The organism is Halalkalibacter oceani (assembly GCF_040544555.1).
Taxonomy (GTDB): Bacteria; Bacillota; Bacilli; order Bacillales; family Bacillaceae_D; genus Halalkalibacter; species Halalkalibacter oceani.
In genome coordinates this window covers 164,837-184,895 of the sequence record NZ_JBEPKD010000001.1, presented here as the reverse complement: position 1 = coordinate 184,895, position 20,059 = coordinate 164,837, and the positions used below count along the sequence as shown (strand labels likewise).

The 20,059-nt window shown below is 42.5% G+C and carries 15 protein-coding genes; 2 read left to right on the top strand and 13 right to left on the bottom strand.

Annotated elements, in window-relative coordinates:
* Position 1: 1 nt before the first annotated feature.
* The 4 genes from hutU to ABMB67_RS00920 all read right to left on the bottom strand — a co-directional run bounded on the left by hutU (position 2) and on the right by ABMB67_RS00920 (position 6,599).
* Positions 2-1,675 (bottom strand): urocanate hydratase, encoded by a 1,674-nt coding sequence (hutU, locus tag ABMB67_RS00935; protein WP_354570828.1) that lies wholly within the window; start codon positions 1,673-1,675, stop codon positions 2-4.
* Between the two features lie 41 nt (positions 1,676-1,716).
* On the bottom strand, positions 1,717-3,261 hold the full coding sequence (locus ABMB67_RS00930; RefSeq protein WP_354570827.1) for an HAL/PAL/TAL family ammonia-lyase: 1,545 nt from the start codon (positions 3,259-3,261) through the stop codon (positions 1,717-1,719).
* Positions 3,262-3,281: 20 nt separating this feature from the next.
* Positions 3,282-4,862, bottom strand: a complete 1,581-nt coding sequence (locus tag ABMB67_RS00925) for a BCCT family transporter (RefSeq protein ID WP_354570826.1) — start codon at positions 4,860-4,862, stop codon at positions 3,282-3,284.
* 249 nt (positions 4,863-5,111) lie between these two features.
* Complete coding sequence (locus ABMB67_RS00920) at positions 5,112-6,599, bottom strand: helix-turn-helix domain-containing protein (protein ID WP_354570825.1); 1,488 nt, start codon at positions 6,597-6,599, stop codon at positions 5,112-5,114.
* 302 nt (positions 6,600-6,901) lie between these two features.
* Here ABMB67_RS00920 and bla point away from each other — a divergent pair, with 302 nt between their 5' ends.
* A complete protein-coding gene (bla, locus tag ABMB67_RS00915) occupies positions 6,902-7,810 on the top strand; it encodes a class A beta-lactamase (RefSeq protein ID WP_354570824.1) in 909 nt (302 codons plus the stop codon).
* Between the two features lie 632 nt (positions 7,811-8,442).
* Here the strand turns inward: bla and cas6 are convergent.
* The 6 genes from cas6 to ABMB67_RS00885 form a co-directional block, all read right to left on the bottom strand.
* On the bottom strand, positions 8,443-9,396 hold the full coding sequence (gene cas6, locus ABMB67_RS00910; RefSeq protein WP_354570823.1) for a CRISPR system precrRNA processing endoribonuclease RAMP protein Cas6: 954 nt from the start codon (positions 9,394-9,396) through the stop codon (positions 8,443-8,445).
* A gap of 690 nt (positions 9,397-10,086) precedes the next feature.
* Positions 10,087-10,896, bottom strand: coding sequence for a hypothetical protein (locus tag ABMB67_RS00905; protein WP_354570822.1), 810 nt, complete (start codon positions 10,894-10,896; stop codon positions 10,087-10,089).
* On the bottom strand, positions 10,874-11,896 hold the full coding sequence (locus ABMB67_RS00900; RefSeq protein WP_354570821.1) for a hypothetical protein: 1,023 nt from the start codon (positions 11,894-11,896) through the stop codon (positions 10,874-10,876). Before ABMB67_RS00900 ends, ABMB67_RS00905 begins: the two co-directional genes overlap by 23 nt.
* A 1-nt stretch (position 11,897) precedes the next feature.
* A complete protein-coding gene (locus ABMB67_RS00895; protein ID WP_354570820.1) occupies positions 11,898-12,620 on the bottom strand; it encodes an RAMP superfamily CRISPR-associated protein in 723 nt (240 codons plus the stop codon).
* On the bottom strand, positions 12,617-14,692 hold the full coding sequence (locus ABMB67_RS00890) for a Cas10/Cmr2 second palm domain-containing protein (protein WP_354570819.1): 2,076 nt from the start codon (positions 14,690-14,692) through the stop codon (positions 12,617-12,619). Before ABMB67_RS00890 ends, ABMB67_RS00895 begins: the two co-directional genes overlap by 4 nt.
* Complete coding sequence (locus ABMB67_RS00885) at positions 14,692-15,549, bottom strand: DUF6602 domain-containing protein (RefSeq protein WP_354570818.1); 858 nt, start codon at positions 15,547-15,549, stop codon at positions 14,692-14,694. Before ABMB67_RS00885 ends, ABMB67_RS00890 begins: the two co-directional genes overlap by 1 nt.
* A gap of 361 nt (positions 15,550-15,910) precedes the next feature.
* On the opposite strand from ABMB67_RS00885, the gene ABMB67_RS00880 reads away from it, so the two are divergent.
* Positions 15,911-16,261, top strand: coding sequence for a VOC family protein (locus ABMB67_RS00880; protein WP_354570817.1), 351 nt, complete (start codon positions 15,911-15,913; stop codon positions 16,259-16,261).
* A 374-nt stretch (positions 16,262-16,635) separates the two neighbouring features.
* Here ABMB67_RS00880 and ABMB67_RS00875 read toward each other — a convergent pair whose 3' ends face one another.
* From ABMB67_RS00875 to ABMB67_RS00865, 3 genes are all read right to left on the bottom strand, one after another.
* Positions 16,636-17,370: a Fic family protein gene (locus tag ABMB67_RS00875; RefSeq protein ID WP_251225052.1), complete on the bottom strand. Its 735-nt coding sequence runs from the start codon at positions 17,368-17,370 to the stop codon at positions 16,636-16,638.
* A gap of 667 nt (positions 17,371-18,037) precedes the next feature.
* A complete protein-coding gene (locus ABMB67_RS00870; RefSeq protein ID WP_354570816.1) occupies positions 18,038-18,979 on the bottom strand; it encodes a fumarylacetoacetate hydrolase family protein in 942 nt (313 codons plus the stop codon).
* 33 nt (positions 18,980-19,012) lie between these two features.
* The gene (locus tag ABMB67_RS00865) at positions 19,013-20,041 is read right to left on the bottom strand and encodes a zinc-dependent alcohol dehydrogenase (RefSeq protein WP_251225054.1); all 1,029 of its coding nucleotides are present in this window, start codon (positions 20,039-20,041) and stop codon (positions 19,013-19,015) included.
* Between the last annotated feature and the right edge of the window lie 18 nt (positions 20,042-20,059).

The following is a 20,059-nucleotide window of genomic DNA, read 5'->3' as shown; positions in this document are numbered from 1 at the left end:
TTTATTTCGACTCCATTTCCAACATTGGAATGTTTACCCCTTTTTCACGTGCCGTTTTCTTCGCTAATTCATAGCCGGCGTCTGCATGGCGGACAATTCCCATTCCCGGATCGGTTGTCAGCACACGCTCAATCCGCCTTTCAGCCTCCTTCGTTCCATCCGCGACAATGACGACGCCCGCATGCAGCGAATAACCCATCCCGACACCACCGCCGTGATGCAACGATACCCATGTCGCACCACCGACCGCGTTAATCATCGCATTTAAAATAGGCCAGTCTGCGACCACGTCTGAGCCATCTTTCATTGATTCCGTCTCACGGTTTGGCGAAGCAACTGATCCTGAATCCAGGTGATCACGCCCGATGACGATCGGGGCTTTCAATTCTCCTCTCGCTACCATTTGATTGATGATTTTACCGAATCGTGCTCTTTCGCCATAACCGAACCAGCAAATGCGTGACGGTAATCCTTGGAATTGGATTTTCTCCCTCGCCATACGAATCCAATGACATAGATGGTCATTGTCACTAAATTCCCGTAAGATTACCTCATCAAGTTTATAAATATCCTCCGGGTCTCCTGAAAGGGCGACCCATCTGAACGGCCCTTTTCCTTCACAAAATTGCGGACGGATATAAGCCGGCACAAAACCTGGAAAATCAAAAGCATTTTCTACTCCTTCATCCTTCGCCACTTGCCGGATATTGTTTCCATAATCAAAAGTAATCGAGCCTTTTTCCATCATTTCAAGCATTGCTTGCACATGCTTAGCCATGGAAGCTTTCGAACGTCTAACATACTCTTTTGGATCAAATTGACGGAATCGTGCGGCTTCCTCCAATGACATCTTTGCAGGGACATAGCCATTTAACGGATCATGGGCTGAAGTTTGATCGGTTAAAATATCCGGGATAAACTCTCTGTCCAACATATTCGGTAAGATGTCCGCCGCGTTTCCAATTAATCCGATCGATAAAGCTTTCCCTTCCTGCTTGGCCTCAAGTGCCATTCGGATCGCCTCGTCGAGCGACTCCGTTTTAACATCAGTATAGCGGGTCTCAATTCGCCGATCGACGCGACTGACATCGACGTCAATTGCGATACACACCCCTCCATTCATCTTGACAGCAAGCGGCTGGGCGCCACCCATTCCCCCCAGTCCTGCCGTGACGGTAATTGTATGCTTTAACGTCCCTGAAAAATGCTGCTTTGCAACTTCGGCAAATGTTTCGTACGTGCCTTGAACAATCCCTTGTGAACCGATATAAATCCAGCTTCCCGCCGTCATTTGTCCGTACATCATCAATCCCTTTTTATCAAGCTCATGGAAGGTTTCCCAATTTGCATAAGCCGGAACGATATTTGAATTGGCAATCAGGACACGCGGCGCATCCTGATGTGATTTAAAAATTGCGACCGGCTTACCCGATTGGACGAGCAATGTTTCATCATTTTCCAGCTCTTTCAACGACTTTACTATCGCATCAAAGCAATCCCAATTACGCGCTGCTTTTCCAATTCCTCCATAAACAACAAGCTCCTCAGGCTGTTCAGCCACCTCTGGATCCAAGTTGTTCATTAGCATCCGCAATGCGGCTTCTTGAAGCCACCCTTTCGTTTGCAATTCTGTGCCTCGATAGCGAACTACTTTTTCTGTATCTACTTGTTTCATTTCCAACTCCTCCTCATGACTCTCACTTTTTATCTAGCTCTCTACAACAGGCGTCCCACTTTCTCTTCCACTAGGGCTACTATCTCGCCTGAATGAATCAAATCCGTTACATTCTCTAAGTAAGGATATAAATACTGGTCTTCAGTCAATGGCGGTACAAATTGCCCGATCCGCTCTAGTACAGCTTTGGAAGCTGAGCCAGGCACAAGATTTTCTTCAATGAATTGATGGGCGCTATAGATAGAAAGAAGCTCGATTGCCAAAATATATTCCAGCTTTCTTGAAATCTCAAGCGCTTTTTTCGCTGAATTATAGCCCATTGCCACATAATCTTCCTGATCTGCACAGGTTGGAATACTATCAACACTTGCCGGTTGCGAGAGCAGCTTCATTTCATTCAGAAGCCCTGCCTGCGTATACTGCGGAACCATCAATCCGGAATGTAATCCCGGATTTCGAACGAGAAATGACGGATATCCGGATAATCGTGAGTGAATAAGCCGGTAATTTCTTCGTTCGGACATTTTTGCCACTGCCGTCGCAGCGATACATGCAGCGTCCATTTCCATTCCGACATAGGAAGAATCGCAATTGCTTCCTGAAATCGGCTCACCACTATTTTCGTCAGGCCATAATATCGGATTATCACAGCAAGCATTCATTTCAATTTCAATTGTTTCCAGCGCATCAAGCAGCTTTTTTTTCGCCGCTCCATGAAGCTGGGGAATTGCCCGCAATGATAGGGGATCCTGCAAACGATAATCGATCGACTGTTCTGCAATTTTCGAGTTCTGTAAAATTTTACGAATATTAGCCGCCGTATCTTTTTGGTCACGATGTGGTCGAACACTCATCAAGCGGTCATCAAGCGCCCGAGTCGTTCCTCTCAATACTTCGAGCGTCATTGCCGCGATAATATCTGCAGTCTTAACTGCTTTTAACAAATCATAAAGAGCAAGGGCGCCAAGCGCAGTGGGGCTCGTCGTGCCATTGATTAAAGCCAGCCCTTCTTTTGCTGAAAGAGTAATCGGCTCCAACCCTGCTTTTTCAAGTGCCTCTTTTCCTGAAAACAGCTTGCCATTGACGTATGCTTTCCCTTCTCCGATGGCAACTAAAGCGATGTGAGCTTCAAGGCTTAAATAGCCGACGGAACCATTTCGTGGAACGAACGGTATCACATGATGATTGAGCATATTGCGGTACATCTCGAGAGTCCTCAACTGGACACCCGAATATCCTTGGCCGATATTTTGCAGCACCATGACGATGATCGCCCGAACACATTCTTCTTCAAGCGGTTCCCCGACCGATACGGCATGAGACAGCAAAATATTCCGTTGCAGCTGCGCGACTTCGTCAGCGGATATCTTTTGTGTGGAAAGCGCTCCAAAACCGGTGTTCACCCCGTACATGACCCGCCCTTCTTCAAGCCACTTTCGGAGCAGACGGGATGATCGTTCGACTCGCTGCCGGTACATATTAGAAAACTCAACGTGCACTCCATTCCTGGCAATGGACACAAATTCCTCCAGTGTCATTTCATTTCCTAAGACTACCTTCTTCACCCCTTGATCCACTACATCCATAGTTTCCCTCCTCACCAGCATCACTTTTCAATTTTGTCGATAAAGAACATTTTTACCGCCGATATCACCTGCAGCACAAAGACGAACAGTACGACCGAACCTCCTAACGCCGCAAGATATTTCACTCCGTCTACTCCCTGTTCTCCCCCGGCAAAAGCGACCATCACATAGGCGATAACAGCGATGGAAATCGCCCAGACCAGCATCTTCCACTTCGCAGGCTCTTCGTCATAACGGATGTTCACCGAACAGAGAGTTGCAATCGCCCTTATCATCGAATCGGCTGCAGTGGCAAAGGAAAGAATCAAGGCAACCATGACGACCGGGATAAGAATCGCCGCCAGCGGTAAGTTGGCCAAGAAAGCCCATAACCCTGAAACAGCTCCGCTTTCCTGAATTGTCGACACAAGGTCAACCGTCTGATTTTGCTGCCAATGGAGGGCTGTCCCCCCAAAGACACCGAACCAGAGAATGCTAAATAACGCAGGCAAAATCCAGTTGATCATCATGAATTGACGAATTGTACGACCATAAGAAATAATGCCCAGAAAAATTCCCATTAATGGTGCATAAGCAACCCAAATCGCCCAGTCATACAACGTCCACCACATGACAAGCGCTTCTCCGCCGATTACGCCCGGGTCAAGTCCCCAAATCCAGAAGTTCTGAAACCAATGAGCCATTCCCGCTGTTGTTGTCTGAAGAATGTAAAGCGTAGGACCGATAATAATCAAGGCAATAAGCAGGACATAGAATACTTTTGCATTAATATCGGACATGCGGCGTATTCCCTTGTCCAATCCTTTTAAAGCAGAAAGCGTGAATAAACCGGTTATGATGACAGCCAACAGCAACCAAATGATAGGACCTTGCTCGATACCGTAAGTTGTCTCGATACCTGAACCGACTAACGCTAAACCCGCCCCAAGTGAGGACGCCAAACCGAGAGCGATGGCCAAAACTGCCAATGTATCAATGATTCCCGGCCAGATCCCTCGAGTGATTTTACTGCCAAACAGCGGAGTAAGCGTCCCCGTTACGGACAATGGCTGCTTCCGGTTAAAATACATATAAGCGACTACGAGACCACTAAGCGAATACATCGCATATGGAATGAATGTCCAATTGTAAAACGAACGACCCATCGCGTAAATCGCCGCTGTCATCGTTCCCGGTTCCACACCGGTATTCTCCATTTCTCCATAAATGTTCCCGAAGTAAATGATCGGCTCATTGACGCCATATGTAATCACACCGGTGGCGATCCCTCCCGTTAAGGCCATGGCAAACCAAGTAAGAAACGAATATTTCGGCTTTGCTTCTGCTCCGCCAAAACGGACGTTCCCCAGCTTTGAAAACGTAACGATTATCACGATAAGCAAGGTTACAATTGAAATAATTTGATAAAGCCAACCAAGACCACGTAACGATCCAACAAAACCGTTCATTGTGATGTTTGTTAAAAGTTGATTATTAACAATACCTAAAAGAGCGCCTCCACCGACTACAAGAAAAGCCGGCAAAAAAACCGATAAACGCGTTTGTTGCTTCTGGCTTCCCCCGATTTCAGGTGTGTGCTCTTTCTCGGTCGCCATTGACATCGTAGATTCCCCCTTCGAAATAATAATTTGAAATAAGATAAAGAAGTGGAATCAATAAGAACATTTTGCTCTCAAAAACGCCTTTCATTTATCTTAATTTACTGAAAATTATAAAGATCAGCGCTTTCAAAAAATAGATACTGTACTTTCGAAATGGGATACTTTTTTTCGAGAGAAGCCATACAACCTTGCTAACTTCATTAAAATACTTTCATTTATTTTCGATTATTGCACTTATTTTCGATTTTTTTATTTGCGTTTTCCTTTTCTCATCGATAACCTATATTCTCTTGGCGACACTCCTGTCATTTCTTTAAACTGCCTTGTAAAATAGCTCGGGTTGCGAAAACCGACTTCATAAGCAATCTCTTTTATGGACAGTTCATCTGAATGCAACAGGCGCTTCGCTTCATTCATCCGTTTATTCGCCAGAAGCTGCCGGAATGAATTGCCTTGCCGCTTCATAAGCAAATGGCTATAGTACGCCGTGCTCCGACCGACAGCCTGGGCGACAACATCCAGTGACAAATCCGGATCACTATAATGCTCTTCAATATAAAGCAGCCCCCGTTCCACGACATCTTTTTTTGACAGTGCTTCCCCCTCCAACGAACGATCAAGTAATTCATAGAGAAACAGCAGCATCTCCTGCACAATTCGATATAGAACGCGATTGTATAAAATCTCGGCGAAAATGTTCATATAGTACTCTTCCATCTCTCCATGATCGAGCTTGTATGTTTTCATAAACCTTCTCACCTGGGCCAGAATACTCGTCAGTCTCGTCCTTAATGTTTCCGGATTTGGAAATGGCGTCTCCATATGCAAAAACTCGCGCTGCATCCACTGTTTAACTTGCTGCTTATCGAAGCGGTTCAGCATATCCACCCATTCCCTTTGCTCGGAGGAAGTCAAAAATGGATCCATATCCATCCACACCTCATATTCCTTTTTCGGTAAAATCACTTGACGATAGCCGATAAAAAAAGTGACATCCAATAGTCTTTTAGCGGCTTGATACATTTCGTGAATGGATTTCTTCTCATCAGCAGATGGAATAATGACGGCTGCAAGTGGCTCTGTACTAAACGCTTCCCACTCTCTTAAAACTTTCCAGGCCTCTTCCTTTAAATCTTCAGCTGAATTTTTAACGAGACAAATCACAACATCAGTTAACGGCAAAAGCACCGGTTGCACACGAAATGGAAAATAAGTCAAAAACTGCAGCAAATCTGCAAGCTTCTGCGGACGCTCCGGATGCAGAAGCATTAAAGCCGTCCCATGAGCATTCCGCTCCTCTTGAACGAACAAGCTGCGATATGAATATTCTTCCTCCTGATAAGTCGATAAAACAGACGCCTCCCCCCTTCCTGTCACAAGGGACAAAGCTTCTTTCAAACATTGTCTAATTCGCGCAGGATCCAACGGTTTTACAAGCAAATCAACACTTTTTATTTCAATTGCCTGCTTCGCCCGTTCAAATGTTGCTTCCGCTGTAACAGCGACAATTTGTGGCGAATACAGTTGAACATATTTTCTCACTAGGCCCCAGCTTTCAGCTGGAATCATATCTAATTCCAAGTAAAGAATTTCTGGCACCTCTTTCTCCAGTAATGCCATTGTGTCTTCAACAGTTTTCGCAGAAAAAACTTCATTAACTGGAATCGAATACGTCGAAATCAACCATCCAATCACAACACTTTCGTTCGGATCACGTTCCGCTATAATAATTTTCATTCGCCATCTGTCCTTTCAATGTAACTACCTTTACTTCCTTTACAATTAGATCAAGTATACTATTATTTTTTTAATGTAATCATTATAAGCCTCTAACTTGCTACCTATATCCAAAGAACCTAATTTCATTAACACCTGAGTCCAGATATAGAAAAAGCTTACTAAAATCCCTTATTTCAAGGTAAAAACAGCATACCGAGCGCAATGAATAAATTAGGTTGACAAATAAGATTACAAATGTAATATTTAATGGCGTACCTGCTTTTCAGAGCTACAAACCATTCGAAAAAGGAGAGCTGAAAATGAAAATGACAAAAATAGCAACGGTGATCGGGATAGGAGCTTTATGCTTGTTTGGATGTTCGCAGAATAATGAGCAAGCAGCTCCGAGCCAGCCGAAGCCTGAGAAATCCGAAAGTTCGATGGAAGATATTTTTACTCAGCTCGAAGAAGAGTATGAGGCCCGCCTTGGCATCTATGCATTAGATACGGCTACAGGAGAGACCGTGGCCTATCGGTCGGAGGAACGTTTTATTTACGCTTCTGCCCATAAACCGCTTGCAGTCGGCGTCCTCCTCCAGCAAAAATCAATTGAGGAATTGGATGAACTGATTACATACTCACCTGATGATTTAGTAAACTACAATCCAATCACTGAAAATCATGTGGAATCGGGCATGACCTTAAAAGAGCTGAGCGACGCCTCCATCCGCTACAGCGATAACACCGCCGCCAATTTAATTTTTCATGAAATCGGCGGACCAGAAGGCTTTAAGGAAGGACTTCGCGCGGTCGGGGATCATGTAACCGAGCCGGAAAATATTGAGCCAGAACTAAATCATGTAGAACCAGGTGAAACACGAGATACAAGCACACCAGAAGCATTAGCGACAAGCTTACAGGAATTCGCCCTCGGCGATGCCCTCCCCGCCGAGAAACAAGATCTGCTCATCGACTGGCTCAAGCGAAACACAACCGGCGATGCCCTCATCCGCGCAGGCGTGCCAGAGGGCTGGGAAGTCGGCGACAAAACCGGAGCGGGCGCTTACGGCACCCGAAATGACATCGCCATCATCTGGCCACCCGGCCAAGAGCCAATCATCCTTGCGATACTTTCCAGTAAAGACGAACAAGACGCGGCATACGATGACGAGTTAATCGCCAGAGCGACTGAGGAAGTGATGAAACTACTTATTAAGACGGATTATTAGTACTCAAGGGAAAAGCGATCTCATAAATGAGAGAAAAGTCATGTATGACTATGAATCTTGCATGACTTTTTCTTAATCTTGGATAGCTAAACTAGAAAGGCCCTGATGATGCTCCTTACCTCTATCCTGTTCTTACATTCTAAAGTATTGCAAATCGACGCACTCATATAGAGTGCGACATTAGCTGCGATCCATTCTATTGAAACTGACTTTGATTTCAATCCACGCATTCATATAGAATGCGATCGCGAAAATACCCTAATTTATAACATTTCTTATTTAGAAATTAGTAGTTTCCCGCTGTTTTAGTTTAACTGCTCAATATTTCAACCTATTTTATTACATCTTGTCACAAATTTTTCCGTATTTCATTAGATTTTTGGTGCGAACCCCCTAGAGATTTTATGTGTGCTTAGGGTTCGCACCAATTCATTTTTTTGTCGTTAAGCTCAATTTTTGATTAAAGGAGTAAATTTCTCTTGTCTGTTAATAGAGATTTCTCCTCTCAAGCAGGCAGTGTGGTCATAAAGTGCAAGTGGCATACAGAACGGTACTTTGATTAACCTAACACTTTTTTTAAAAGTCAATGCGCTGCTTCAGTCTCGTAAAAAGGTAAATCAGTTTCACTCTTCTTATCCCATTTTTAACCGTTTTTCAACTAACTCATTTTTATCTCCGCGTTTCTCATTAAAGTCGATAGAATAGTGTCCAAAACCATGAGTGGTATTCTTACCAAGATGTATTTGGGTACCTGCCTCAAGTAGTGGAGTAAATGGCGTAATGTTTCCTTTAAAATGGGCCCACCCTTCAATTCCTGGCAGGTGCAGCTTGTCTTTATGATTCATAGAATAGCGCTTGAAATCATTCAATTTCCAGCTTTGCGACTCAGTTTGAATATCAGCTGCAGCAGCCAGCATGACCTCTTCGTTCCAATTGAGTTCATAATCAGAATACGCCTGTGTTAAAAGCGTTAATCTTCGGCTAAGAGAGCGAATAATATCAACAAAACTAAGTGAATAAAGAGTTCTTTTGCTAACTTGTATTCTTACTGGACTTTGAAACCGAATATAGACTGAGTGTGTCTCTCTTTCTTTGCACATTAGTGCACTTTGCTGAATATGTCTAAGTGACCACTTGCCATCCTTCCAAATAATTTTCTTCTCAACGGGATCAGAGATTTCTCTCAAACGAAAAGGAAGGCGCTGTTTCCCTAACCCTCGTTGCTCCATATCTTGAAAAGCATCAAGAAACAAGCTTGGATTGCTACTTGCCTGTCCAATCAATGTAATATCAAATGTAAGTCTGTCCCCTTTATTCCAAATAGTCTTTTGAGGGGTTATCACCCTAAGAACAAACGGATTTACTGCACCGCCTTCATTCCCAACAGAATTAAAATGGGTGGCATAGCCGCACTCATTAGAAACCGAGCAGAGAAAACATTTCAGCTTGGGAGTTGGACACACAAAACTTCGAATGGAGTGACCAAGCACCCCACGAATTGCCGAACCTAAAAATTGAGGCAACCGTCCGCTTTTTTCCGCTTCAAAGGAAGCTCGTAATGTAGTGACTTTTAAATGCTCAAACAAAGTATCCACCCCCGGTGTTAAGAAAAATATTCATAGTGAAAATTAAACTTTATCCTCTTCCTGTTCTGAATTAGAAAGAGAAAAAACTCAATTAATATATAACCATTTTGAACTACAACTGTTTGGTATCTCATTCTCGAACAGCTGCAATGATCATATAGAGTGCAACTGAAGCGTGGTGTATAAGGATTAACTTGTAAAAATTTCAATCCATGCACTCATAGAGAGTGCAACATAATTCTCCGATTCCTGTGTTATGGTTATGACTTCAATTTCAATCCATGCACTCATATAAAGTGCAACAGCGAAATATTATACCAATAACGAAAAAAATGTATTGCCCTAGAAAATATCCATCAGTTTTATTCATTTATTAAAATTCTTCCGCTGTTATTTTACATATTTACACAGTTCAATTATTTTTTGGTGCGAACCTGCCAGGGATTTTATGTTTGCTTTGGGTCCGCACCATTTTCCTTACAAACATCCACACACTTGTCTCCAGATAAAAGTGAGGTTAGTTTCGACCTTTTTAACACGTCGTGCCGCATAAAGCATGGAGTAGAGTTCGTTAAATCTACTACTCTCCTTGTGATTCTTCTATTAATCCATTGGAATCCAATCAAGATAATTCGGCAATTGTATGAATTCACAATATTCTAATCGAATCACAAATGGAATACCGTTGAATTACTCACTACTCTGCTCCAATGTTACTTGAACCAGTCCATGAGGCAGTCTCTTTGGCTTGTCCAAATAAATCGCACTGTTGTAGTCATCTTTGGTTGATATTGCCGAAAGCATGAGTCCTTTGTAACCGCCAAGTAAGAATAAAAATTGATTGTTGCTGTCAGTTTTCGAATCATTCAAAATCGCTTGGATGTTTGTCCGCAGTTCATTCAAGATGTGCATGTCCTCTTCTTTTTTTACCTGATTATATATCCCATTGATTCTCTGAACCAACTGCTTAAGCTTGGTCTTTGTAGCTTGATCTGTCTCTCTAAAATAACATTCTGGCTTGTTTTTTGATTTTGACATATTATAAAAAAGTTCCCCGGCATATTCCGCGTCCGCTCTAAGCATCTCTACAGCAACATTGGGAAAGAACTCGGCAATTTCAGTTGGTGTATCCTCTTTGGATATGTTCTGTACTTTTTGCAGTTGATATAGCTGAATATCCTCGCTCTTCACTCTAATATCATCTATCATCAATGAAGGTTTGCCTTCCTCTGCTCCAATACGTGGCAAAGCTCCTTTAATAGAGGAACCAGGAATATAATATTGCGTCGCTGCAGGCGAGTATCGTGGATAAGTCCCGTACTGGTAGAACGGATAAATGATATTAACTGTTTTCTTGTTCACATGCTCGGAAACCTGCATATCTTCCGGTACGAAATCGCCTGCCGCTTTATAGAAGCCCTGGTGATCCCTTGGAGATAGAATCAGTGTTGAGTAAGTTTTCAATCGATATTTATATTTACGAAGTAGCTGGGGTGTCATAATGTTTCCTCCTTTCGCTGTGGAGTGGGAGTAAAAAGGCATTACCAAACACGATATCCCGCGGTTTATCCTTTGGATTAAATGGTGATAGGATTGAGCTGCCAGCTTTTTTCCGATCTTTCGTCACCAAAATTATGCTTCCCGCATCAATAAAGCTGATAAACTGACCAGAGAACTCCTTATCCCATCCTCCTGCTGAATGGTAGGTGCGCCTTTCCGAAGTAAAAAGCTTTAGTGACGATTCTTCGAAATCAATTCTCTGGGGTAATAGCATCCCCAGATTCAAATAGGTATTTGGCTGATCAGCTGAATTCTCCCCCTCCAAAGATTGTATGCGATTCACTATAAATGTATTAAAGCCTTGGGATGCTCTTGCCCCCAGGAAAAAACGTCTTTTACTCTCTTTTGCAAGTTGTAGAACATCTAACAATTCAGCACTCTCGTCACATTTATCGGCGCATAGATAAAACGAAAATTCAGAAACGATCTCCTTTTTTCCTTCCTCTAATACTTCGACGACGTTGACTTCTGGTACGGAGTACACATTGGGATCTAGTCCTGGTATGTCATACCTGAGACTGTCAATCGCCGCGTGAATCTGTTGGGAGGACTCTATGCACGCAAAGGGATATAGTTGGTCTGCATGGTTCGGGTTGTCCATTGCCTTATAAATCTCCGCCAATTTCATGAAGGTGCGATCCTTTATTGCTTTATAGGTCTTTTTGTCCTTCTTGCTATCAGACCGATCAGATGGCTGTCCAGTCGGTGGATCCAGCAAGTAAGTTTGGGGAGAAGGAAAATAATCGCGAGGCAGCATATTGGACAAAGAGAAGTAGAACTCTCCCTCCCTAATCTTAGAAACCAGCAACGTTGCCCGCTCCGAAGAATATTGCTCCGCATACATATAAATTAAAGCGCCAAATATTCTCTGAGAATCTGGCAGCTGCGTAAGCCGTCCCGTTAGCGACATCTCTACTTTATAGGTCACAGTTTCAGTCAAATCAATCTCCCTCCCGACTCACTTCCACCTGTATTCGGCCGTATCCGCGACTTCCGGAATTACCCAAACGGTACATCCCGGTATTAAACTGATAGATAGCATTTTCTATAAATCTCGATGTAACTTCTTTTGGCACTGTTAACTGATCAAGCATATAAAAATGAATCTCCCCTGAAAACACCACACCTGGACGAACCGTTTTATAGGTTCGTGGATTTGCGACTACTTTTGGTTCTTCATGAGGTTCATTGGCCTCTATCGAGTTTTTCGAGTCAATAGAGAATGCCTCAGCATCGCCTGTTTCTATTAGTTGCAAATCATTAAAGATCAATTTCGGCGTATGATTAAATCCTTCCATTCCAAACAGGTACTCCGCCGATGCTTTATGGATTGCTTCTTCAAAACGTTTTTCAACTCTTTCTCTTTGGAATCGCTCATCCTTCTCTTTCATTTCTTCAATCCAGGTTGAGCTTTCTTCCTTCTTGGTGCGCAAATACTCTTGGTAGGCTTCCGTTATCAACTTCGCTTCTTCGGAACTTTTACTCAGATCCCGCACAATTCTTCTCAAGCTTCCTTTGAAGGAAGATGCCGGAATATAAGGCTTGCCATTATGATCAGTCACGGTGAACAGGTCAATACCACCAATCTCAAATGTTCCCGGAGAACCACCTATAAACAGATTAGAAAGTGTAGTCACTTTTAGTCGGATCGTATTCACGCTCATCTTTTATCTCCTTTCGATGGTCTATGTTGTTTATTCGCTTTTTTATTTTTGTTGTTATTATCTCTGTACAAAGTTTTGTACTGTATAGATAGCTCATTCAATCGATAGAAAATAAGCAAGGAATCAATATAGTCATCCGTCCAAAGGTTTGTTTTAGCTCCGACTTCGCGAAAAGCTTTTTCATCAAAGAATAAACCCGGTGGTGCTTTCTTATCTGATTTCCTTTGGGCCTCTAGCTTTTTAATATCTTCTTTCGACCGATCATTCACGGATTGAAGCATCTCAGCCACTGTCCCGATTTGACCCTTGTCCATTTTTTTGAAGCGGTGAAACATGGAGCTGGAGATTTGTAAGTCCCGGTATGCTTGAACCCTAGGTCTATTAGGAGCATTATACTTTGTTGACACCGTAAAAATATTACGGAATTGAAGCACATCATGCTTTTTGATAGTAGTATTTTTATTCAAGGAACCATACAAGCTCTGATGATACAAATACCTCAACGGTTTATTGAACAATGTGCTTCTTATCCTTTTTTTATCAAAATCAAATCTCGTAAGCAGAACTTTATCTCCATCCATAGCAAAACGTTGATCAGAAAATAGTAGTAGCATACGCACATATCTTTCTAACCGTTTACGTTCACGAAATCCAAACTTCAACACCTTTTCTGACTTCTTCTGTTGGTTCGAATTATCTCTTCTGTCATAGCTATGTTCTTCTTTTGGGGCAAGCAACTGTCTCAGAAGTTTTTCAATCAGTAACAATTCATACTCTCTCAGCTCTTTATTGCCGCTATCCAAATGCTCCGGCAATAGATGATACAGAACGGCGTTGCTGAATTTAACCTCACTGCTACCAATCGTCTTGTCACTAATCTTGCTTAGCAGCCCGTATAAAAAATGATGCGCGGCGAACCCTTTTTTCATGGCTCCTTTCAATAGAGCTATATCATCTATAAAATAAGCCCATGGTGATTTCTTCTTTGCATCATAATCCTTTAATATATAATCATTAATACTAATCTTCATATAAGAAGACTTTTCAACCTTATCCTTGTCGTTTCGTGAACAAGTCTTGGCCTCATCCAATTGACGCTGCACTCGCTCATAATAATACCGAATCGGTTCACGGTTGAATGTGAAATCAATTCCTACGCTCATGGAAAGCTGCGGTAGTTTGGTGTTTGTTTTTAGTTTGGCTATCTCTTTATTCAGCTGCACCAAAATCTCTTTACATAAACTAACACCCTCCAATAAATGAGCCGCAGTCACTGCGAAGAAGATGTCATCCCCGGCCATATATAATGGATACAGCTTAAAGCCGGTATACTTCTTCTGATATTCCCCCGCCTTCATATGTAAATAATCCAGACTTATGAATTTGGACAGTACTTGGCTGATCGCATTATATATCGCGTAATCTCCAAGTTGTTGAAACAAATCTCCCATACCATCTAAATCAGCTTTAATAACAGCGATACGAAAATGGTTATCGTTATCCGACTCTTGTTGGGAATAGAGCGCATTAATATCGCGAGAAAACGCCGGATATTTTTTATCTGGTTCACTTGATAATGGAAGTTTATTCCCTTCAGGGACGCTGCAAAATTGAAATAACAAATCTCTATGGCTCGATATGATCTCGTTCAGGCAATCCCGCTGTTTAAGGCGGTTTTTACTCTCTGTAATCGCCCCTAACTTATCCTCATCTGTCGAAAGTTTCTTCTCTAAGACAGCGTATTTAACTAACAGCTGGCCTTTAAATGATTGATAGTACTTTCGAAACAATCGACCCAGCTTCTCTGTAATCTGTTCTCGATCTAGCGAGGTGGTGAATATACACATGCCTGAGCATGTTAGCAGTCGATCTTCAATCTGGTCACTAAACTCACCCTCTTCTCCCTCGATCCCAATGTCCCTAAAAAACGTCTCGGAAATCAACTGAGATGAATTCACAATCTCCCGAAGTGTACCGCTGTTGGCCTGATTTTCCTGGATATATGCCTGCAGCACATAGTAAAGGAATGTCTGTACTTTATCAATCGATACAGCAACAACATAGTCGCCCATCACGAATCCTTCCTTTCCGCATTAAATAATTTGGCGTAGGCGCGGTGCGGGAACAGCAAAGGGTTATTAATTAGCATTAACAGTTGATTCAATTGGAAATTAAACGTGAGCAAAGATACAAGTGTATCATCTTGATCTTTCACCTCGTAATCTTTCAGCTCGACATCCGTTAAGAGTTCCTCGTTGCAGATTTTTTTAGCAGGGCTCGTTTCATGAAAATTAAGCTTCCTAAACCAGTCTTGCAGGTTCCCCCCTGTATTATCCTCAATATCAATACGCCCTCCCTTATCAACATCATCGTTTACAGCAAGGAGTACAAAATCAAATTTGTGCTTGATCTTCTCATCTACTTCAGGTTTCAATGCACATAAAATCTGAATAGGACATGTCGACTTCTGTGTAGGAACAGAGCCAATAGCAATGCGATCAGCTATTCTTGCGATTGAATTTTCTGCGGTTTTTAGCTCAGTTAAGTTATCGCACCATTTTGTGATCCCGTCATTATTTAGACTTTGACTCTTGCATTCCACCACAACAGCTACGGCTTCGATTGGGATAAATTTCAAACGTCCGTAACGGAAAATATAAGGCGTATATGTTCCATCAAGTATAGCTAAATCGACCTCGCTGGAGATGTTCCCTTCCGAGTCAATAATAAAGACAGAATGCTCTATGACGAATTTCTTTGGGATAATCATGTCAAACAACTGCCCCCAAATATCCTCACGGGCAGAACCAATGCTTGTTCCATGTAAATCATGTTTCATATAGAGCTGGCTTACAATCGATTGCTCAACTTGCCGATAGTTTACTTTAATATTAGTAATCAGTTTCTGTTTACGCATTTCATCAGTCATCCTTCATCCCTCCAACTAATAAACTCCAAAATAAACAGATTTTTGATATAATTCAACATCCCTATACAAAATCCCTTCTAATACCACTCATTTTGACGCACGAAAAAAGATATAAAAAAATAACTCCATCTATTGTATTGGAGTTACTTCTTCGGGATTTCATTATTATGGTTGAACGGATATTCGATAAACGTACCATGATATTGATCATTTTGATAATCACACTCATAGAACTCATATAGAGTGCGATGGTGCGTGACAGAGTGATGATGTGTAATAAATAATATTTACTGTATTATTGAACTATCGGGACAGATTATAGGTAAAAAATTACACAGTGAAAATTTAGGAGGATGTAGTAATGAAGGTCAAACGAATTGTTGCCAATGTTGAGACACAGGACATTTCTAAAGCAAAGTACTTTTACGGAGAAGTGCTCGGACTTGATCAACTGATGGATATGGGGTTTATTACAACTTACGGTTCGCTTGAGAAAATGGACATTCAAATTAGCTTTCTCGCAGAGGGTGGTTCAGGAACACCTGTGCCTGACTTGTCAATTGAGGTTGATGATCTCGACAATGCACTAACTCGCATAAAAGAAGCAGAGATTCCAATTGAATATGGACCAGTTGTGGAGCCATGGGGGGTTCGGCGCTTTTATGTAAAAGATCCATTCGGTAAACTCGTTAATATTCTCACCCACCTTTAGATAAATGAGATATGTGTTAAATATCTCATTTAATCGGGCGCTTTTGTTTTTTCAACAAAAGCGTTACTGCGTAGTTCGACCAAGTAACACGGCAGCGATTTCAGTCCATGCACTCACAATAGAGTGCGATCTGGAACCGTGACAAATATCAAGGACAAGAAAAAAGAATTTCAATCCACGCACCCATATAGAGTGCGATAGCGAAAATCCCCTAATTTATAACATTTATTTTTTAGGATTGGTAATTTCCGGCTGTTTTAGTTCTGCTTCTCAATATTTTTTTATTACATTTTGTCACAAATTTATCCATATTTCAAAAGAATTTTGGTGCGAACCCCCTAGGGATTTTATGTGTGCTTAGGGTTCGCACCAGTTCATTTTTTTGAAATTAGTTCTAAATATTGATTTAAGCTTTCTCTTTCCAATTCAGTTACCATACTGATAAATGGTTGATAATTCCCTTTGAAGCCAGCTATATCTAAGGCTTCATAGTATTTGATTCGATTTTCCACTTTGAACATAATAGGCAGGTAACCAGAAGATAGTAATACAAAATTCAGTAGCAACCGTGCCGTGCGCCCATTCCCATCTCTGAACGGATGAATGTTTACAAATTGACTGTGAAGCAGACTAGCCCGCTCTACCGGATGAAGTTTCTCACTTTCTTCATACCATTTCATCAAGTTGTTCATTTCCGCTGGAATGTGATAGCTTGGTGTAACCTTGTGTGATGCACCTGAAATTTGCACCTCTTCTTTTCGATATGTTCCGGCTGCTTCCCGATCAATTCCAGCTAGCACAATTGCGTGAGTGTCCTTGATGAACTTTTCAGATAGCGGTTGATGGAGATGCTCTTCCATATACAAACTCGCTTCCCTATGATTAATAATTTCTAAATGCTCTCTTAACGATTTCCCCCCAACGGTTACCCCGTCTTCTAAAATCGCTTTCGTTTCATAGATCGTTAATGTATTTCCTTCAATCGCATTTGAGTGGTATGTATTTTTCACTAAAAAATCCTTTTTGAGAGACTGGATTGTCTCTGTTGGCAAAGGTCGATAAGTATCCAATTCTTCCTTTAATCGATCAATTTCACTAAATAGGGACATCAGTTATTTCTCACCTTCAATCCACGCACTCACAAAAAGTGCGGTAGTAGATATATTTATAGTTCCCAACTATTCAATTTTTAAAATTCCTGCTCTTATAGAGAGGACAACAACTATTTTATTTAACACTTGGTATATATCATTTAATCACCATTTCAATCCACGCACTCACAAAGAGTGCGATGAAAGGGGCCGAATAATATAGCACACGTCACCGAATTTCAATCCACGCACCCACAAAGAGTGCGATTTGCGTTATAAGCTTCTCCCATTGCACGATTAAATTTCAATCCACGCACTCACAATAGAGTGCGATTTTAGACTATATTCCAAATTGGCATAAGGGGGTGAATTTCAATCCACACACTCACAAAGAGTGCGATAGCCAAAATCGCCTAGTTTTTTGAAGTTATTTTCACTAAATGAGGCGATGTTGCTTGTTTGAGTTGGAATTCACTTAATTCCCTCATCATTTATTACATAATAGCACACAATTCGGTCGTTTTTTGGTGCGATCCTCCCAGGGATTTTATGGGCGCTTCGGGTTCGCACTGGAAAGGTTTTGGTGAGCGATGCTCTGTCTTTATTTTACCTTATTCTGAATATTTGTACATGAAAAGGATCGGATCGAGTGTTAACTAGCACTTGATCCGATCCTTTAGTCGTCTTATTTATCGGCTGCGACGGTGTTGCGGAGCTTGCCGACTTTTTCTACTTCGACGATGACTTCATCACCTGGCTTGAGCCACACTTGCGGGGTACGGGACATACCGACGCCAGGAGGTGTTCCTGTGGCGATGACATCGCCTGGTTCGAAGGTCATTGATTGTGATAGATAGGACAGGATGTACGGGATGTCAAAAATGAGATTTTTTGTGTTGGAATCCTGCAATGTTTCCCCATTGAGTGTCAGCTTGATGTCGAGCTTGTGCGGATCCTCGATTTCATCTTTTGTGACGAGGACCGGCCCCATTGGAGCAAAGGTATCCGGCGATTTGCCTCGTACCCACTGGCCGTCTCCAAGCTGAATATCGCGCGCGCTGACGTCATTGATAATCGTGTAGCCGGCGACATAGTCCATTGCTTCTTCTTTGCTGACTTTTTTCGCCTTTTTGCCGATGACGAAGGCGAATTCGGCTTCATAATCGATTTCGCTTGAATTTACTGGTAAGAGGATTTCTTCATCCGGTCCGATGATCGCATTGCTGTACTTTGAGAAGATGACAGGTGATTTCGGCACGTCCATTCCCGTTTCTTCACAGTGGTCGAGATAGTTGAGTCCGACACAGACGAGCTTTCCGGCTTTCGGAACTGGCGCCTGAAGCGTCACTTCTTTCTCAGTGTAAACGATTTTCTCGCCATTTGGCCCTTCCTTATCACCATCTGCAACTAGCGCAATGACTTCTTCAGCCGCTTTTAATGCTTCGTCCCCTTTTTCAAGAAAACGGTTCATGTCAGATGGGACGATCGCATCGGCAAGCGCGTATGGACTTGTCACACCTTGATCAGACAGCAAAAGAGTATAGCCATAATTTAAATCGATCATCTGCTCATTTACTAATGCTCCAAGTCTCGTAATTCCATTTGTCGTAAACGTTGCTAATTTCATTGTCTCTTCCTCCTAGATTCATATAGTCATTGATTAAAAGCGGAAAACGGGCTTCGGTACTTTTTTGGCGATAGCATCTTCAAACGCCTGAACCGCATCCTCAGGATCATAATAAGCGACGAGTTTATCGGTTTGGATTAAGCCTTGATCGAGCATTTTGATCGCCCGTTCAAAATCAAACCAAGTTGACGCGAAGCTCGTATAAATCGTAATTTCCTTACGCACGGCAATGGAAAGATTCGCTTCGACCGGCTTGGCAAATAAGCCGATTAACGTAATGCTTCCTCCCTTTGCAACGACATCGAGAGTCGTCTGGAAAATCGGTGATGCCCCTGAACACTCAAGCACCGCGTGCACGGTTTGACGTCCATACAGCTCCTGCAAGGCGTCAGTGATCGATTGCTGGCTGACATTGATTGTTTGGCAGCCGAGCTCTCTCGCAATCGGAAGACGGATTTCTTCGTCGGAATCAATTCCAACAACGACCGGTTCTGCGCCAACCGCTTTAACCATTTGCGCCGCCAAAATTCCGATCGGGCCAGGTCCAGTGACGAGGACAAGGTCGCCGGCTCTAATATTGCTTCGGTCCAAAACAGCATGCGTCAGCACGGAAGTCGGTTCGACGAGACATGCTTTTTCAAACGATAATGAGTCGGGGATTTTATGTAAATCTGCTGGCGGAACTGCGACATACTCGGCAAAAATTCCGTCACGATGCATTCCGCGAATTTGAAATTCATTGCAAATATGACGGTTGCCACGAAGGCAGCTTTCACATTTTCCGCAATAATTAATCGCTTCAATCACGACACGGTCTCCCGGTTTAAAGTCCTTTACTTGCGCTCCAACCTCGGCAACCTCACCCGAGCACTCGTGTCCCATGATAACGGGAGGCTGGATGAAATGGTGAGTAGGCGCAAAATGATACGCGTGGACATCCGAGCCACAAATCGAGGCATTTTTAATTTTGACGAGTACTTCATTTTCTCCTATTGTTGGAGTAGGAACATCAAGAACCTGTACACCACCATGCGTGCGTTCTGTTTTGACAACTGCTTTCATCATTGACCCTCTTTTCCT

Excerpts from the sequence above, each read along its gene's own strand:
- hutU (WP_354570828.1), bottom strand. The coding sequence starts at position 1,675 with ATGAAACAAGTAGATACAGAAAAAGTAGTTCGCTATCGAGGCACAGAA.
- ABMB67_RS00930 (WP_354570827.1), bottom strand. The coding sequence starts at position 3,261 with ATGGATGTAGTGGATCAAGGGGTGAAGAAGGTAGTCTTAGGAAATGAA.
- ABMB67_RS00925 (WP_354570826.1), bottom strand. The coding sequence starts at position 4,862 with ATGTCAATGGCGACCGAGAAAGAGCACACACCTGAAATCGGGGGAAGC.
- ABMB67_RS00920 (WP_354570825.1), bottom strand. The coding sequence starts at position 6,599 with ATGAAAATTATTATAGCGGAACGTGATCCGAACGAAAGTGTTGTGATT.
- bla (WP_354570824.1), top strand. The coding sequence starts at position 6,902 with ATGAAAATGACAAAAATAGCAACGGTGATCGGGATAGGAGCTTTATGC.
- ABMB67_RS00905 (WP_354570822.1), bottom strand. The coding sequence starts at position 10,896 with ATGACACCCCAGCTACTTCGTAAATATAAATATCGATTGAAAACTTAC.
- ABMB67_RS00895 (WP_354570820.1), bottom strand. The coding sequence starts at position 12,620 with ATGAGCGTGAATACGATCCGACTAAAAGTGACTACACTTTCTAATCTG.
- ABMB67_RS00890 (WP_354570819.1), bottom strand. The coding sequence starts at position 14,692 with ATGGGCGACTATGTTGTTGCTGTATCGATTGATAAAGTACAGACATTC.
- ABMB67_RS00885 (WP_354570818.1), bottom strand. The coding sequence starts at position 15,549 with ATGACTGATGAAATGCGTAAACAGAAACTGATTACTAATATTAAAGTA.
- ABMB67_RS00880 (WP_354570817.1), top strand. The coding sequence starts at position 15,911 with ATGAAGGTCAAACGAATTGTTGCCAATGTTGAGACACAGGACATTTCT.
- ABMB67_RS00875 (WP_251225052.1), bottom strand. The coding sequence starts at position 17,370 with ATGTCCCTATTTAGTGAAATTGATCGATTAAAGGAAGAATTGGATACT.
- ABMB67_RS00870 (WP_354570816.1), bottom strand. The coding sequence starts at position 18,979 with ATGAAATTAGCAACGTTTACGACAAATGGAATTACGAGACTTGGAGCA.
- ABMB67_RS00865 (WP_251225054.1), bottom strand. The coding sequence starts at position 20,041 with ATGAAAGCAGTTGTCAAAACAGAACGCACGCATGGTGGTGTACAGGTT.